Source organism: Mycolicibacterium sp. MU0050, assembly GCF_963378085.1.
Classification (GTDB): Bacteria; Actinomycetota; Actinomycetes; order Mycobacteriales; family Mycobacteriaceae; genus Mycobacterium; species Mycobacterium wendilense.
In genome coordinates, this window is record NZ_OY726395.1 from 3,931,448 (window position 1) to 3,947,437 (window position 15,990).

General features: G+C 71.2%; 14 protein-coding genes. 4 read left to right on the forward strand and 10 right to left on the reverse strand.

Features of this window, described 5'->3' with window-relative positions:
- Positions 1–687, reverse strand: coding sequence for a demethylmenaquinone methyltransferase (locus tag R2K23_RS18765; RefSeq protein ID WP_316511669.1), 687 nt, complete (start codon positions 685–687; stop codon positions 1–3).
- Positions 688–756: 69 nt separating this feature from the next.
- Here R2K23_RS18765 and R2K23_RS18770 point away from each other — a divergent pair, with 69 nt between their 5' ends.
- Positions 757–1,581: an SDR family oxidoreductase gene (locus R2K23_RS18770; RefSeq protein ID WP_316511671.1), complete on the forward strand. Its 825-nt coding sequence runs from the start codon at positions 757–759 to the stop codon at positions 1,579–1,581.
- Between the two features lie 25 nt (positions 1,582–1,606).
- On the opposite strand, the gene R2K23_RS18775 is transcribed toward R2K23_RS18770, so the two are convergent.
- Positions 1,607–2,785 (reverse strand): glycosyltransferase family 4 protein, encoded by a 1,179-nt coding sequence (locus R2K23_RS18775; protein WP_316511673.1) that lies wholly within the window; start codon positions 2,783–2,785, stop codon positions 1,607–1,609.
- A gap of 113 nt (positions 2,786–2,898) precedes the next feature.
- Between R2K23_RS18775 and R2K23_RS18780 the strand changes: the two genes are divergently transcribed.
- A complete protein-coding gene (locus R2K23_RS18780) occupies positions 2,899–3,555 on the forward strand; it encodes a thioredoxin domain-containing protein (protein WP_316511675.1) in 657 nt (218 codons plus the stop codon).
- Here R2K23_RS18780 and R2K23_RS18785 read toward each other — a convergent pair.
- The 7 genes from R2K23_RS18785 to R2K23_RS18815 all read right to left on the reverse strand — a co-directional run bounded on the left by R2K23_RS18785 (position 3,530) and on the right by R2K23_RS18815 (position 12,091).
- The gene (locus R2K23_RS18785; RefSeq protein WP_316511676.1) at positions 3,530–4,048 is read right to left on the reverse strand and encodes a DUF3592 domain-containing protein; all 519 of its coding nucleotides are present in this window, start codon (positions 4,046–4,048) and stop codon (positions 3,530–3,532) included. The genes R2K23_RS18780 and R2K23_RS18785 overlap by 26 nt on opposite strands.
- Positions 4,045–5,703, reverse strand: a complete 1,659-nt coding sequence (gene menD, locus R2K23_RS18790) for a 2-succinyl-5-enolpyruvyl-6-hydroxy-3-cyclohexene-1-carboxylic-acid synthase (RefSeq protein ID WP_316511678.1) — start codon at positions 5,701–5,703, stop codon at positions 4,045–4,047. Before menD ends, R2K23_RS18785 begins: the two co-directional genes overlap by 4 nt.
- 23 nt (positions 5,704–5,726) lie before the next feature.
- Positions 5,727–6,506, reverse strand: coding sequence for an alpha/beta fold hydrolase (locus tag R2K23_RS18795; RefSeq protein ID WP_316517395.1), 780 nt, complete (start codon positions 6,504–6,506; stop codon positions 5,727–5,729).
- Between the two features lie 66 nt (positions 6,507–6,572).
- Positions 6,573–7,307, reverse strand: coding sequence for a DJ-1/PfpI family protein (locus R2K23_RS18800; protein WP_316511680.1), 735 nt, complete (start codon positions 7,305–7,307; stop codon positions 6,573–6,575).
- A 13-nt stretch (positions 7,308–7,320) separates the two neighbouring features.
- On the reverse strand, positions 7,321–8,280 hold the full coding sequence (locus tag R2K23_RS18805; RefSeq protein ID WP_316511682.1) for a GlxA family transcriptional regulator: 960 nt from the start codon (positions 8,278–8,280) through the stop codon (positions 7,321–7,323).
- A gap of 54 nt (positions 8,281–8,334) precedes the next feature.
- The gene (locus tag R2K23_RS18810; RefSeq protein WP_316511684.1) at positions 8,335–9,303 is read right to left on the reverse strand and encodes an o-succinylbenzoate synthase; all 969 of its coding nucleotides are present in this window, start codon (positions 9,301–9,303) and stop codon (positions 8,335–8,337) included.
- A 10-nt stretch (positions 9,304–9,313) separates the two neighbouring features.
- Positions 9,314–12,091, reverse strand: a complete 2,778-nt coding sequence (locus tag R2K23_RS18815) for an FAD-binding and (Fe-S)-binding domain-containing protein (RefSeq protein ID WP_316511686.1) — start codon at positions 12,089–12,091, stop codon at positions 9,314–9,316.
- A gap of 80 nt (positions 12,092–12,171) precedes the next feature.
- Between R2K23_RS18815 and R2K23_RS18820 the strand changes: the two genes are divergently transcribed.
- Together R2K23_RS18820 and fadD8 are read left to right on the forward strand one after the other, a co-directional pair.
- A complete protein-coding gene (locus R2K23_RS18820; RefSeq protein ID WP_316517397.1) occupies positions 12,172–12,825 on the forward strand; it encodes a GntR family transcriptional regulator in 654 nt (217 codons plus the stop codon).
- Between the two features lie 28 nt (positions 12,826–12,853).
- Positions 12,854–14,476, forward strand: a complete 1,623-nt coding sequence (fadD8, locus tag R2K23_RS18825; protein ID WP_316511688.1) for a fatty-acid--CoA ligase FadD8 — start codon at positions 12,854–12,856, stop codon at positions 14,474–14,476.
- A gap of 9 nt (positions 14,477–14,485) precedes the next feature.
- On the opposite strand, the gene R2K23_RS18830 is transcribed toward fadD8, so the two are convergent.
- Entirely contained in the window at positions 14,486–15,790 is a 1,305-nt protein-coding gene (locus R2K23_RS18830) for an LLM class flavin-dependent oxidoreductase (protein WP_316517399.1), read from the reverse strand.
- Positions 15,791–15,990 lie beyond the last annotated feature (200 nt).

A 15,990-nucleotide genomic window follows, 5' to 3' on the forward strand; every position in this document is an offset into this window, starting at 1 on the left:
CTAGGGCTTGGTGGCGGCGTGCAGCGCCACGATCCCCGCGGAGAGGTTGCGCCAGCGCACCGACGACCACCCCGCGGTGGCGATCCGGCGAGCCAACTCCGCCTGCTCGGGCCAGGCCCGGATCGACTCCGCCAGGTACTCATAGGATTCCGGGTCGCTGGACACCGCGCGCGCCAGCGCCGGCAACGCCCGCATCAGGTACTCCTTGTACACCGTCGAGAACACCGGCACCGTCGGCGTTGAGAACTCGCACACCACCAGCCGGCCGCCCGGCCGGGTGACCCGGGCCATCTCCCGCAGCCCCTCGACGTGGTCGACGACGTTGCGCAGGCCGAAGCTGATGGTGACCGCGTCGAACACCTCGTCGCCGAACGGCAGCTTGGTCGCGTCGCCGCCGACCTTGGGCACCGCACGCTGCGCGCCGGCCTTGAGCATGCCCACCGAGAAATCGCAGGCCACACACCACGCGCCGGACTTGGCCAGCTCGACGGTGGATACCGCGGTCCCGGCCGCCAGGTCCAGCACCCGATCCCCCGGCCCGATGCCCAGCGCCGCGCGGGTGGCGCGGCGCCAGAGCCGATCCTGACCCAGGGACAGCACCGTGTTGGTCAGGTCGTAGCGGCGGGCCACGGCGTCGAACATCGACGCCACCTCGTGGGGATCCTTGTCCAGCGTCGCGCGGCTCACGGCATCGACGCTACCTGTGAACCTGCTCGAATCGGGAATCCACCGCGGCCGCCGGGGTTAGACAGAGGTATGACAGGAAAAGTGTGGTTCATCACCGGCACCTCCCGCGGCTTCGGCCGGCACTGGGCGGTCGCGGCCCTCGAGCGGGGTGACAAGGTCGCCGCCACGGCACGCGACACCGCCACCCTGGACGACCTGGTCGACCGATTCGGCGACGCGGTGCTGCCGATCGCGCTCGATGTCACCGACCGGGCCGCCGATTTCGCCGCGGTGCAGCGCGCCCACGAGAACTTCGGCCGCCTGGACGTCGTCGTGAACAACGCCGGCTACGGGCAGTTCGGCCTCATCGAGGAACTGTCGGAGGCCGAGGCGCGCGACCAGATCGAGACCAACGTCTTCGGTGCGCTGTGGGTCACCCAGGCGGCCCTGCCCTACCTGCGCGCCCAGCGCAGCGGCCACATCGTCCAGGTTTCCTCGATCGGCGGGATCACCGCCTTCCAGAACGTCGGGATCTATCACGCGTCCAAGTGGGCGCTGGAGGGTTTCTCCCAGTCGCTGGCCCAGGAGGTGGCGTCCTTCGGCATCCACGTCACGCTGGTCGAACCGGGCGGCTTCGACACCGACTGGGCGGGCTCGTCGGCCCGGCACGCGACGCCGCTGCCCGACTACGCCGAGGTGCACGCCGAGGCCCAGCGGATCCGCGCCCAGCGCGTCGCGGCCCCCGGCGATCCGGCCGCCTCGAGCCGGGCCATCCTGCAGATCGTCGACGCGCCCGAACCGCCGTTGCGGGTGTTCTTCGGCACGCTGCCGCTCGAGTTGGCCAAGGCCGACTACGCCCAGCGGATCAGCACCTGGGAGGCCTGGCAGCACGTGGCGGAGTTGGCGCAGGGCTGACGCGAGCGTGCGCAAAACCCGGAATTCACCCGGCGTGTTGCTCGGGGACGCCCCTGCACGCGGGGGACCCCAGCCCGCTCGCGGGGAGGGGGCGGGGCGGGGAGGCGACGGCCGCGTAGTGGTCGAGGAGTTCCTCGCAGATCACCGGCCAGGTGCGGCCCAGCACGCTGCGGCGCGCCGCGACCGCGTACCGGTCGCGTTCGGCGATCAGGTGGTCGACCGCCACGCCCAGCCGTTGCTCGAAGCCGTCGACCGGTAGCAACAGGCCGGTCTGCATGGGTGTCACCAGATCCCGCGGCCCGCCGGCGTCCGGCGCGACCACCGGCAGCCCGGAGGCCATCGCCTCCTGCACGGCCTGGCAGAAGGTCTCGTGCTCGCCGGGGTGCACGAAGACGTCCATGCTCGCATACGCCGCGGCCAGCTCCGCGCCGTAGAGCGCACCAGTGAAAACCGCTGTGGGCAGCACCGTTTCGAGTTTGCGCCGATCCACCCCGTCGCCGACCACCACCACCTGCAGGTCGTCGCGGGCGGACAGGGCGGCCAGGCGCTCCACGTGCTTCTCCGGCGCCAGCCGGCCGACGAACCCGACCACCGGCCGGCCGTCCGGCGACCAGCTCCGCCGCAGGGTCTCGCTGCGCGCCGACGGCGCGAATCCGGTGACGTCCACTCCCCTGGCCCACCGGTGTACACGTGGAATCCCATGTTCGGCAAGGTTTTCCAGCGCCGACGTGGATGGGGCCAGCGTTCGGTCGGCCTTGCTGTGCAGCCGGCGGGTCCAGGCCCACGCGGCCCGGGACGCCATCGCCATCCCGTAACTCTCGGCGAAGCCGGCGATGTCGGTCTGGAACACCGCGACGGTCGGCACCCCCAGGCGCCGCGCCGCCAGCACCCCGCCCCAGCCCAGCAGGGCCGGCGACGCCAGGTGCACGACGTCGGGGTCGAACCCGCGCAGTACCCCCACCATCCGCGGCCACGGAATGCCCAGCGGCAGCGACGTCACCTTGGGGAACATCCGCGACGGCACCCGATGCACCCGGATGCCGTCGTGCACGCGGTCGGCCCTGGGCTGCTTCGGCGGGGTGTCCGGGGCGACGACCAGCGCCTCGTGGCCGCCCCGACGCAGGTGTTCGAGCACCCGGAGCACCGAGTTGGTGACACCGTTGACGTTCGGGAGAAAACTCTCTGCGACAATCGCAACGCGCACGAGGCCCAGCCTGGCAGCGCCGGGTGGCCACCGGGTTGCCGACAGGCAGACGGCACACGAAGCCCGTCGGGCGTGTTCTGGACCGAAAGGGGACCCCATTGCGAGGTTGGCGGGTGGTCCTGGCGGTGCTGGCGGCGGCGCTGCTGCTCTCCGGGTGCACGGTCGAGATCGCCGGGGTGGCCCGGCCCGACCCGCGCGGGCCCGGGGTGGCGCTGAGCGCCGACGGCGCCGGCATCGTGGCGGGCTTTCCCGACGCCCCGGTGCAGCTCGAACTGTTCACCGAACCGCAGTGCCAACCATGCGCCTTCCTGCAGTACGACTTCGGCGATCAGTTCCGGGAGCATCTGGACTCCGGGCGGCTGGCGCTGACCTACCGCCCCATGGCGTTCCTCGACCCGACATTGGGCACCGGCTATTCGGCCACGGTCACCAACGCGTTGTTCACCGCCGTCGACCCGGCGACCTCGGCCGGCGGCTTCCAGTTCTTCGTCCAGCAGCTGTGGGTGCACCAGGACCTCGCCGAGACCGCCTACAGCGACGCCGACTTCGCGGACATCGCCGCCGGCAGCGGATTGGCGCCCGGGCTGGTCGAGAGCATCGGGCGGGGTCGCGTCGCGGTCGACACCGCCGACGTCGCCACCACCAACGCTGCACTGCTGGAACAGATCCTCGGGCGGGTCGCCACCCCGGTGGTCTACGACATCGAGGCGCGCAGCATCGTCGACACCACCGATCCGGACTGGCTCACGAACCTGATGCGGACGGTCTGACGGCTCCGTTGACCCGGCGCTCCAGCGCCGCGAGGCCGGCCAGCGCGGCCAAGCCGATCAGCCAACCGACGACCGCGATGGAGCCGGCCGGGATGATGGCCAGGGTCGCGTTGCGGTCCTGCACCCGCACCAGGTCGGGGTCGGTGGTGTCGTATTCGACGTAAATGCGCATGCCCGTGGCCAATTCGGACGGATACAGCACGCCGAGTTCAGGCCGGTAGGTGACCCGGTCCGGAGTCACGAATTCGATGGTGGACCGGCGCGGCCCGGCGCTGAGCACCTCGGCCTGCGCCACTCCCAGGTTGGCCTCGATCTGGCGGTCGTTGCGCCACGCACCGGCGACCAGCAGCACCGACTGCAAGGTCACGACGAACACCAGAACCCACACGCCGGTCTTGGCCCACCGCAACGCCTTCCGCAGCGCGGTGTCCGGCACCCCGGACGCCTTCCGCGGCAGGAGCCGGCGCCCGAAGGCGGTCAGTTCGCTTCTCACAGTGCGGCCTTGATGGACGCATGCAACTTTCGCAGCGACGATCGGTCGGCCTTCACCTCCACGACCCGCATCTGGTCGGCCGGTTCATCGAGGACGGCGCCCAGATCGGCGGCCTCGACCCGGCGGTAATCGACGTGATAGGCGCGACACAGCGCGGCGATGTCGACGTCGTGCGGGGTGCCGAAGATCCGCGAGGACACATCGGAGAACCGCGGATCGCCCTGCTCGAGCAGTTCGAAGATGCCGCCGCCGTTGTCGTTGGAGACCACGATGGTCAGCCGGCTCGGCCTCGGCTCGGTGGGCCCGATGAGCAACCCGGAGCTGTCGTGCACGAACGTCAGGTCCCCGATCAGCGCCACCGTGCGGCCGCCTGTGGCGCGTTCGTGGGCCAGGGCGGCGCCGATGGCGGTGGAGACGGTCCCGTCGATGCCGGCGACACCGCGGTTGGACCGCACCGTGACGGCGCGCGCCGGACCGGCCCCGACCAGCCCCGCCAGGGCCACGTCGCGCACCGGGTTGGACGCGCCCAGGACCAACTGGTCGCCGTCGCGCAACGCGTCGGCGACCGCGGCGGCCACGTGCAGGCCGGTGGTCACCGGGTGTGCCTTGAGCTGACCGCGTACGGCATCGACGGCGTGCCCGTTGAGCTCGGCGCACCGGCGCAACCAGGCCGCGCTCGGCGCCCCGGTGGTCACCGCCCGGGTGCCGGTGGCCTGCGAATTGCCCGAGACGTCCGGCCAACGCGGGCCGGTGGTCAGCGCGAACACCGGCACCGACGGGTCGGCCAACAGGGTCGAGACCGGGCGGTGCAGCGTCGGCCGGCCCAGCATGACGACCTGCTGCGGACGCAGCAGCGGCAACGCCAGCGGGTGCAGGGGGTTGGCGGGCTGCGGCGCGGTGGGCTCGGCCACGGTCGGCAGACCGGCGAGGTTGGGATGGGTTCCGGCGCCGTGGCCGGCGATCACCACGGTGTCCAGGCTCAGATCGACCTCGAGCGGCTGATCGAAACTCACCGGCGGGGTGAACGTCCACGGCCTGCCGCCGGGACGCCCGTCGGGCAAGCCCGCTGCGCCGTCGGTCTCGTGGTCGGGCACCAGCGGTTCGCGCAGCGGGATGTCGAACTGCACCGGTCCGGCGTTCGCACTGCGAGAACCCTTGGCCGCCACCAGAACCCGGCAGGTCGCCGAGCGCCATTGGGCGTTGAGCACGTCCATGGGTGAGCTGGACAGCTGGTCGGGCGCCAGGCCCAGGCTGATGTTCTCCCGGACCTGGGTACCGAAATAGCCCAGCTGTTCCATGGTCTGGTTGGCGCCGGTGCCCAACAACTCGTAGGGCCGGTTGGCGCTCAGCACGATCAGCGGCACCCGCGCGTAGTTCGCCTCCACGACCGCCGGGCCCAGGTTGGCCACCGCGGTGCCGGAGGTCATCGCGACGCACACCGGGGCACCGGCGGCCACCGCCAGCCCGATCGCCAGGTAGCCCGCGGTGCGTTCGTCGATCCGGACGTGCAGCCGCAGCCGGCCGGCGCGGTCGGCGGCCTCCAGCGCGAACGCCAGCGGGGCGTTGCGGGAGCCGGGGCAGAGCACGACATCGCGCACGCCGCCACGAATCAGTTCGTCGACGACGATGCGCGCCTGAGCCGTCGAGGGGTTCATCGTTGCGTCACTACCTCACTGTGTCACAGCGGGAGCCGGCCGAAGAACTCCAGGATCGCGCTGTTGACGACGTCGGGCCGCTCGATGAAGCCGAGGTGACCGGTGTCCGGAATCTCCAGGTAGCGGCCGTTCGGCAGCGCATCGGCGACCTCCTTGCCCAGGTGCGGCGGCAGCAGCACGTCGTCGGCGAAACCGATCACCAACACCTGAGTGGCGATCGAGCGGTAGACCGAGAGCCGGTTGGCGGCGGGGTTGATCTCCAGTTGCCGGCGCAGCCCCGGGGTCGGCTTGGCGGGCCACATGGTGAACATCTGGATCCAGTCGTCGGCGGCCCGGTCGTCGTTCAGGGTCTTCGGCGAAAAGTTCTCCAGCATACGGACTTTGGCGTCGTACTCCGGCGGCAGCTGCACACCGGAATCCATCATCGTGCGCTCGGCGCCGTTGAAGAACTCCCGGGTGCGGTCGTGGCGCCCGCGGGTGGCCATCAGCACCGCCTGGCTCACCAGCTCGGGACGGGCCAGCATCAGCTCCTGGGCGATGAACGACCCCATCGACACCCCGACGACCCGCACCGGCCCGCCGACCACCTTGTCGATCAGCTCCGCGGTGTCGGCCACCATGGACTCGGTGGTGAACCCGCTGGCGTTCTCGGTGGCACCGACACCGCGGTTGTCGAAGGTGATGGTCCGGAACCCGGCGCGGTTGAAGGCCGGCACCTGATGCAGATGCCAGGTACGGCCGGCGCCGCCCCGCCCGGCAATGAACAGCACCGGGTCCCCGGCGCCACGGTCGTCATAAGCCAGATTGGTCACCCGGCCACGTTAGCGGAGTGCGGTTTCGGCGTGATAGCGCACGCCCACCGTGTCAGATCACGCCGAAATCCCGCGCTTGCGGCCCCGGCCACGGGCGGCCGCGACGGCCCGCTCCCAGGCCAGCAGCGCGCCGGCCTTCAGCAGCGCCGGCTTGACCAAGTCCTTGCCCAGCAGGGCGGTGGCGGCGGCCCTGGTGGCCGCCGAGGCCTTGGAGACGTGGCCGGAGTCGAACGGTGGCTGCGGGTCGTACTCGATGCCCAGCTGGACGGCCTTGGCCTTGGCCTCACCGGCGAGCTCACCCGCCAGCCACAGGCCCAGGTCGATCCCGGCCGAGACGCCCGCGGCGGTCACCGTGTCGCCCTCGTGGACGATGCGCTGGTCGGACACCGGGGTGACGCCGAACATCTTCAGCGCGGGCAGCGTCGACCAGTGCGAGGTGGCGCGCTTGCCGTCGAGCAGGCCGGCCGCGGCCAGCACCGTCGACCCCGAACACACCGACGTGGTCCAGGTGGCGGTCCGATGTGCCCGGCGCAGCCAGTCGAGCACCCGCTGGTCGCGGGCCACCTCGACGCAGCCCGGCCCGCCGGGCACCAGCACCACATCCGGGGCCGGGGTCTCGGCGAAGGTGTGGGTGGCGCCGACCATCAGCACCCCGGAATCGGCGGTCAGCGGGCCGGTTTCATGCCACAGGAAGCGGACCTCGGCGGCGGGGAGCCGGTGCAGCACCTCGTAGGGACCGATGAAGTCGAGCGCGGTGAAGTTCGGATACAGCACGATCGCGATCTGGGTCATGGCTTACTCCTTGTCAGGCGAAACTCTTGCGGTACTGGTCCGGGGATATCCCGACCCGGCGAATGAAGTTGCGGCGCATGGTTTCTGCAGTGCCGAAGCCGCAGCGCGCGGCGATCGCGACGACGGTGTCGTCGGTTTCCTCGAGCTGTCGCCGGGCCGCCTCGGTGCGCACCCGCTCGACGTAGGCCCCCGGCGATTCGCCGACCTCGGCGGTGAACACCCGCAGGAAGTGCCGGGGACTCATCGCGGCGCGGGCAGCCAGGTCCGGGATGCGGTGCCGCCCACCCGGTTCGGCCTCGATGACCTCCTGCACCTCGCGGATGGGTGCCCGCTTGGCGCGCGGCATCCAGACCGGCGCGGCGAACTGAGTCTGGCCGCCCGGGCGGCGCAGGTAGAGCACCAGGTAGCGGGCCACGGTCTGGGCCACGTCGGTGCCTTGGTCGTCCTCGACGAGCGACAGCGCCAGGTCGATACCGGCGGTCACCCCGGCCGCCGTCCACACCCGTGGCGAACTGCGCACGAAGATCGGCTCGGGGTCCACGTCGATGCCGGGGAACTCGTCGGCCAGCGCCTGCGCGAACGCCCAGTGCGTGGTGGCACGGCAGCCCTCGAGCAGCCCGGCGTGCGCGGCGAGCATCGCGCCCGTGCACACGCTGACGACCCGGCGAGCCTCACCCGACACGGCGCGTATCCACGCCATGGTCGCCGGGTCCCGGCGCGCGGCGACCACGCCCGCGCCGCCGGGCAACACCACGGTGTCGACGGACGCGCCGGCGGCGGGCAGCGGGTCGGTGGCGAGCTCGAGACCACTGTCGGCGCGCACCGGGCAGCCGCCGGCGGACACCAGCGTGACGTCATAACCGGCGTCGCCGCCGCCGAGCACCAGCGACGCCGTCGCGAACACCTCGAACGGGCCCACCACGTCCAGGGACTGCACCCCCGGAAACCCGAGGAGCACCACCGATCGCCGCATGACAGTCATCGTGACGCCGCGCCGAGATGGCGTCAACGCCATACACCCCACAAATCAGGACATGAGCGGGTGGCACTCGGCGATGCGCCGCAACCACCAGTCGCGCCGGTCCCCCGCCGCGCGCAGGGCGCTCAGTCGGGCCGGGTCCGGTGTCACCGGGCCCACCGGCAGCTCGCCGTCGACCGGCGCGGGCACCTCGGCCACGTCCTCGACGAACAGTCCGCCGGTGCCCAGGCCGCACGCGTGCCGCAGCGACGGCAGCGCGGCGGCGGCTGAGAGGCCCACGGCGATGCCCACCGCGGAGTCCAGCGCGCTGGAGAGCACCACCGGCACATCGATCTGCTCGGCGATCCGCAACAGCGCCGAAATCCCGCCCAGCGGAGCCACTTTGAGCACCGCAATGTCGGCCGCCCCGGCCCGCACGACGTGCAACGGGTCGTCGGCCTTGCGGATGCTCTCGTCGGCCGCGATGGGCGTGCTCACCCGCCGGCGCACCTCGGCCAGCTCCGGGACCGTGCGGCACGGTTGTTCGACGTACTCCAGCGGGCCGTCGGCCGTCAGCGCCCCGATGGCCGCCACCGCCTCGTCGACGTCCCAGCCGGCGTTGGCGTCCACCCGCACCGTCGGCAGGTGCGCACGCACCGCGTTGACCCGGGCCAGGTCGTCGGCCAACGTCTGGCCGGCCTCGGCGACCTTGACCTTGGCCGTGCGCGCGCCGGGGAATCTGGCCAGCACGGCGGGCACCTCGGCGGCGGTCACCGCGGGCACGGTGGCGTTGATGGCGATGCGGTCCCGCCGCGGCGGCGGCGGGCTGCGGTAGGCCGACTCGAGGCCCGCGGCCAACCAGGACGCGGCCTCGGCGGGCCCGTATTCGGGGAACGCCCCGAACTCGCCCCAGCCGGCCGGGCCTTCGATCAGCGCCACCTCGCGTTCGAGGATGCCGCGGAAACGCACCCGCATCGGCAGCGCGACGACGTGGACCCTTTCCAGCAGGTCGGCGAGTGCATCGTTGCGTGGCTCCACGCCGATGACGCTAGTCGCCGGGCGATTTCGGGTCGAGCAGCTGGGCCAGGTGGATGCCGCGACGATCGGTGAGGTCGGCCAGCTGGGTGCGGCACGAATAGCCGTCCGCCAGGATCCTGGTCTGCGGCGCGGCCGCCGCGACGGCGGGCCGCAACTCCAGGTCGGCGATGGCCACCGACACCTCGTGGTGCCCCCGCTCCACCCCGAAGTTCCCGGCCAGGCCGCAACACCCGCCGAGGCGTTGCACCTGGGCTCCGGTCCCGGCCAGCAGCGCCGCGTCGGTGTCCCAACCCAGCACCGAGTGGTGGTGGCAATGCGGCTGGGCCACAAGGGTTTCCCCGCTGAGATCGGGCGGTTCCCAGCCCCGGGCAACCAGGAGCTCGGCCAGGGTGCGGGTGCGCCGGGCCACCGGATCGGCGACCGCACCCAGCAGTTCGGCGGCATCCGAGCGCAGCACCGCCGTGCACGACGGTTCGATCCCGACGATCGGGAGGTCGGTGGCGTTCAGCTCGGCGACCGTGCGGCCCAGGACCTTTCGGGCGGCGTCGAGTTGGCCGGTGGAAATCCACGTCAACGCGCAGCAGCGCTGTTTCGCGGTGAGCACCGGCGCATACCCGGCGGCCTCCAGCACTCGCACGGCGGCCTGGCCGACCTCCGGGGTGAAGTGGTTGGTGAAGGTGTCGACGAACAGCAGCACCGGGTCCCCCGCGGCCGCGGGCCGCCGGGCGAACCAGGAGCGGAACGTCTGCGGCGCGAACTCCGGGATGCGGCGCCGCCGATCCACCCCGGCCAGCGGCAGCGCCCGCGCCCCCACCCCGCGCAGGCCGGCGTTGGCCAACCGCGGTGCGGCGGCCGCCAGCTTGGCCCAGCGCGGCAGCCAGCCCAGCGAATAGTGTGCAGCCGGCCGCAGCCGGCGGCGGTAGCTCTGGTGCAGCACTTCGGCTTTCAGCGCCGCCATGTCGACCCCGGTGGGACAGTCGGACAGGCAGCCCTTGCACGACAGACACAGGTCCAGCGCCTCGTGCACCTCCTGGGCGCGCCAACCGCCGGTCACCACCGTGCCGTTGATCATCTCCTGCAGCACGCGGGCCCGCCCGCGGGTGGAGTCCTTCTCCTCCCCGGTGGCCCGGTAGGACGGGCACATCACCCCGCCGGTGGCGCTGTTGTCGGCGCGGCACTTGCCCACCCCCGTACAGCGGTGCACGGCCTGGGTGAAGTCGCCGTCGTCGTGTCGGTAGGCCAGCGCCAGGTCGCGGCGCAGGCTGGGCGCGGCGGGTTCGCGCAGGTCGGCGTCGAACGGCCGGGGGTCGACGAGGACCCCCGGGTTCAGGACGTGTTGCGGATCGAACACCGCCTTGACGGCCGCGAACAGGTCGATGGCTTCCGGCGGGTACATCATCGGCAGCAGCGCACTGCGTGCGCGACCGTCGCCGTGCTCGCCCGACAGCGACCCGCCGTAGCTGGCCACCAGGGTGGCCGCGGCCAGCAGAAACTCCCGAAAGATGTTGGTGCCGCCGGGTTTCTGCAGCGGAAAGTCGATCCGGATGTGCAGGCAGCCGTCGCCGAAGTGACCGTAGGGCAGGCCGGTGAGCCCGTACTCGGTCAGCAGCGCGTCGAAGTCGCGCAGGTAGCTGCCGAGCCGATCCGGCGGCACCGCGGCGTCCTCCCACCCGGCGTGCGCGGGCAGCCCGGCGGGGCTGCGACTGGACAGCCCGGCGCCGTCGGCCCGGATCCGCCACAGCGCGGCGGCCTGCGCCCGGTCGGGGACCACCCGGGCGGCCAGCGCCCCGCAGTCCGCCTCGACCCGCTGGGCCCGCACCAACGTCTCGGCCAGGTCGTCGCCGGTGATCTCGACGAACAGCCACGCCGCCCCCGCCGGCAGCGGCGGGACCGCCTGCGGCCCGTGTTTGGCCCGCACCACGTCGACGATGCGCGAGTCGATGCCCTCGCACGCCACCGGGCGGTGCGTGAGCACCTGCGGTGTCGCCTCCCCCGCCGCGGCGATGTCGGGATAGCCCAGGACCACCAGCACCCGGTGGGCCGGCTCGGCGACCAACGCCACGGTGGCCTCGGTGACCACGGCCAGCGTGCCCTCGCTGCCCACCAGCAACCGGGCGATGTCGAAACCCCGTTCGGGCACCAGGTTTTCCAGTCCGTAGCCGGAGACCTGGCGGCTGAAGCGACCGAACTGAGTGCGCAGCATCGCCAGGTTCGCGGTGGCGATCCGCTGCAGCCCCGCGCGCAGCGACGCCGCGTGCAACGGATCGCCGGCACCGGTGACCCCGCGCAGACTCACCACGTTGTCGCTGGTGCGGCCGTATCCCAGCGCCCGGGTGCCGCAGGCGTTGTTGCCGACCATGCCGCCGATCGTGCACCGCGACGACGACGACGGGTCCGGCCCGAACCGCAGCCCCGCCGCGGCGACGTGGCGCTGCAGCGTCTCCTGGATCACGCCGGGTTCGACGGTGGCGACCGCGGCGTCCGGATCGACCGCGAGCACGCGATTGAGGTGGCGGCTGAAGTCGAGCACCAGGCCGGTGCCCACGGCGTTGCCCGCGATGGACGTGCCGGCGCCCCGGGCGGTCAGCGGCACTCCCTCGGCGCGGCAGACCGCCAGCGCGGCGGCCACCTCGTCGACGTGCCGGGGGCGCGCCACCACCAGCGGCGGCACCCGGTACAGGGAGGCGTCGGTGGAGTACGCCGCGCGCGTCGTGGTGTCGGTGAGCACGTCGGACACCCCGGCGCGGCGCAGCAGCGTCGCGAAGCTCGCCGGGTCCATTCGTAGCATGCTACACGCCGGTAGCATGCTACGTTGGCACTGTGGCGCAGGGACTCGAACTGCCACCGCTGGAACCCCAGGGCCGCCGGATGGAGGCCGTGGTGGCGGCGGTGCGGGCGGCGATCGACGAAGGGCGGATGCGGCCCGGCGTGCGTTACTCCGTCTACCAACTCGCCGAATCGCTCGGCGTCTCCCGCACCCCCGTCCGCGAGGCCCTACTGCGCCTCGAAGAGGTCGGACTGATCGAATTCCAAGCGCGGCAAGGCTTTCAGATCCTGGTACCGCGCGCCTCCGACATCGAGGACATCTTCGCGGTGCGACTGGCACTCGAGCTGCCGGCGGTGCGCGCGGTGGCCGACAGCGGCGCCGGGGCAGACCGCCTGGCACGGCAGCGCGAGCTGATGACGGCCGCGGCCCGGGCCGGCGACGAACGCGCCTTCGTCCAACACGACCAGGGGCTACACGACCTGATCCTGGAACTCGCCGGCAACGCCCGCGCACGGGCGATCGTCCGGAGCCTGCGCGAGACCACGCGACTGCTCGGCGCCGCCACGGCCGAGAAGACCCGCACCCTGCTCGACATCGACGCCGAGCATGCGCCGATCGTGGCCGCACTACTGGCGCAGGATTCCGACGCGGCCGAGGCCGCGATGCGCGCACACCTCGAGAACACCGGAAAACTACTGGTGGGACAGGCCCGACGGGAAGAGGAGGCCGCCGCCACCGACTCTGCCATGTACTAGAACTGGAACACGTTCTAGTGTGGGGATCATGAGCGACGACCTGCTACGTCACCCCGTTCACTCCGGCCACCTGCTCATCGGTGCCCTCAAACGTCACCGGGACAGGCCGGTGCTGCACCTCGGCGACACCACGCTCACCGGCGGCGAGCTGGCCGAGAAGATCAGTCAGTACGTCCAGGCCTTCGAAGCCCTCGGCGCGGGTTCGGTCGGCACCTCGGGGCTGCTGTCGCTGAACCGGCCCGAGGTGCTCATGATCACCAGCGCCGGCCAGACCCGGGGCTACCGGCGGTTGGCGCTGCACCCGCTGGGCTCGCTCGACGACCACGCCTACGTGCTGTCCGACTCCGGCGCCACCTCGCTGATCATCGACCCCAACCCGATGTTCACCGAACGCGCGATCGGCCTGATCGAGAAGGTCGATGCGCTGCGGCAGGTGCTCACCATCGGGCCGGTGCCGCAGCAGTTGGCCGACGCCGCGGCCAAGGCCGACGTCACCGTCGTCGACCTGACCGCCGAGGCCGCCAAGTACCCGGCGCGCCCACTGGAGGCCGCCAACCTGGACCCCGGCCACGTCAGCGGTCTGTCCTACACCGGTGGCACCACCGGAAAGCCCAAGGGCGTCATGATGACCACCCAGGCGACCACCACGATGACCACCATCCAGCTGGCCGAGTGGGAGTGGCCGGAGAATCCCCGCTTTCTGATGCTGACCCCGCTTTCGCACGCCGGCGCCGCCTACTTCCTGCCCACCCTGATCAAGGGCGGCGAGATGCACGTGATGGCCAAGTTCGATCCGGGCGAGGCGCTGCGCTACATCGAGGAACACAAGATCACCGCGACCTTCGTGGTTCCGGCGATGCTGTACGCCCTGATGGACCACCCGGATTCGCGCACCCGCGACCTGTCCTCGCTGGAAACGGTGTACTACGGCGCCTCGGCGATCAACCCGGTCCGGTTGGCGGAGGCCATCTCCCGCTTCGGCAAGATCTTCGCGCAGAACTACGGGCAGTCCGAGGCGCCGATGGCCATCTCGTATCTGGCCAAGAACGACCATGACGACAAGCGGCTGTCCTCCTGCGGGCGGCCCACGCTGTTCGCCCGGTGCGCGCTGCTCGACGCCGACGGAAACCCCGTTCCCCAAGGCGAAGTCGGCGAGGTCTGCGTGTCGGGTCCGCTGCTCTCCGGCGGCTACCTGAACCTGCCGGAGGAGACCGCCAAGACCTTCGCCGACGGCTGGCTGCGCACCGGTGACATGGCGCGCGAAGACGAGGACGGCTTCTGGTTCATCGTCGACCGCGTCAAGGACATGATCGTCACCGGCGGCTTCAACGTGTACCCGCGCGAGGTCGAGGACGTCATCGCCGAACATCCGGCGGTCGCCCAGGTCTGCGTCGTCGGCGCACCCGACGAGAAGTGGGGCGAGACCGTCACCGCGGTCGTCGTGCTGCGCGCCGACGCCGGCACCGACGAGGAATCGGTCGCCGCGATGACCGCCGAGATCCAGGCCGCCGTCAAGGAACGCAAGGGCTCGGTGCAGGTGCCCAAGCAGGTCGTCGTCGTCGACGCGCTGCCGCTGACCGGGCTGGGCAAGCCGGACAAGAAGGCCGTGCGGGCCCGGTTCTGGGAGGGCACCGAGCGCGCCGTCGGCTGACGGGGTGGCTCAGTACTCCTGCAGGCTGTCGCGCAGGGTGGTGCCGGGGTAGCGGGTGCGGAACCGGCCGCGCCGCTGCAACTCCGGCACCAGCAGCTCGGTCATGTCGTTGAAGCAGCCCGGGGTGTCGGTGGCCAGCATCATGAACCCGTTGCAACCACCCTCGTCGATGTACTGCTCCATCTGGTCGGCCACATCCGCGGGCGTGCCGACCGCCACCGGGGCGCCCATCGACACCCCGTAGATCTGCGCCGCCTCGCGCACCGTCACCGGGGCACCGTCCTTGGCCTCCAGGATCGCGTCGAACAATCCCCGGATGCCCTGCACATCGGCATCGACGACGTTGTCGTCGAGTCCCAGGGTGGAGAAGTCGAATCCGGTATGCCCCGACAAGATCCCCAACGCGCTTTCGATCTGGACCTTCTCCACGAACTCCGCATACCGGTCGTTGGCTCGCGACTTGTCCCGGTCGATGACCGTCTGCAGCCCGTAGATCAGCTTCACCGACTCCGGATCGCGACCGTGGTTGTCCGCGCGGGTCCGGATGTCATCGGCATATGCCCGCATGCTCTTGGGCGTGGGGAAGATCCCGAACACCGACTCGGCATGCTTGGACGCGAACTCGCGACCCTGATCCGAGGACCCGGCCTGCCACAACACCGGCCGCTTCTGTGGCGAGGGCGCCACGAAATGCCGGCCCTTGGACTGGAAGAACTCACCCTGGAAATCGACCTCGCGCACCTTGGCCGGATCGGCGAACACACCGTTGTCCCGGTCATAGACGATCGCGTCGTCATCCCAGGAATCCCAGAGCTGGTAGAGCAGCTGCAGGTACTCCTCGACCACCTCGTAGCGCTTGTCGCGCGGGGTCAGGTTCTCCTTGCCCATCGCCTGGAACTCGCTCTTGGAGTACGACGTGACGATGTTCCAGCCCACCCGGCCACCGGTCAGATGATCCAGCGTCGAGAGCTGCCGGGCCATCATGTACGGCGGCACAAAGGAAGTCGACAGCGTGATGCCGATACCCAGATGCTTGGTGAACGCCCCGATGATCGGCACGAGGCTGGCCGGTTCGTGCACCGGGCACTGCCCGGCGTATTTCACCACCGGATCCGAGCTGCCCTTGTAGGTGGTGTAGGGCGCCAACTCGTCGGCGATGAACATCGCGTCGAACAGCCCCCGCTCCATGGTGCGGCCCAGATCCCGCCAGAACTCCGGCCGCGACCAGTGATAGCCCACCTTGTCCCGCGGATGCGCCCACATGGTCGAGGCGTGATTCATCACGCCGTGCTGGACGAATCCCAGCAGATGCATCTTCTTCTTGGTCACGTGGAGCTCCTGGGGAATGAGGTGCGGAAGGCGCTATCAGCGCGACAGAGCCACGGCAGCTTCGCATATTCGGCCCCGGACTCCGACGTTTGCGATCAGCGTGAGTTTTAGCGGCTACGCGGGGGTGCGCCGCTTGGGGACCGCGGTGCGGGTCGCGCGGTCGGCGGGCCGCACAGGAAAACGCA

What these genes read in the sequence shown, in the direction of transcription:
- R2K23_RS18805 (WP_316511682.1), bottom strand. Translation starts at nt 8,280, where the DNA reads ATGCGGCGATCGGTGGTGCTCCTCGGGTTTCCGGGGGTGCAGTCCCTG.
- R2K23_RS18820 (WP_316517397.1), top strand. Translation starts at nt 12,172, where the DNA reads ATGGAGGCCGTGGTGGCGGCGGTGCGGGCGGCGATCGACGAAGGGCGG.
- menD (WP_316511678.1), bottom strand. Translation starts at nt 5,703, where the DNA reads ATGAACCCCTCGACGGCTCAGGCGCGCATCGTCGTCGACGAACTGATT.
- R2K23_RS18815 (WP_316511686.1), bottom strand. Translation starts at nt 12,091, where the DNA reads ATGCTACGAATGGACCCGGCGAGCTTCGCGACGCTGCTGCGCCGCGCC.
- fadD8 (WP_316511688.1), top strand. Translation starts at nt 12,854, where the DNA reads ATGAGCGACGACCTGCTACGTCACCCCGTTCACTCCGGCCACCTGCTC.
- R2K23_RS18830 (WP_316517399.1), bottom strand. Translation starts at nt 15,790, where the DNA reads ATGCATCTGCTGGGATTCGTCCAGCACGGCGTGATGAATCACGCCTCG.
- R2K23_RS18800 (WP_316511680.1), bottom strand. Translation starts at nt 7,307, where the DNA reads ATGACCCAGATCGCGATCGTGCTGTATCCGAACTTCACCGCGCTCGAC.
- R2K23_RS18770 (WP_316511671.1), top strand. Translation starts at nt 757, where the DNA reads ATGACAGGAAAAGTGTGGTTCATCACCGGCACCTCCCGCGGCTTCGGC.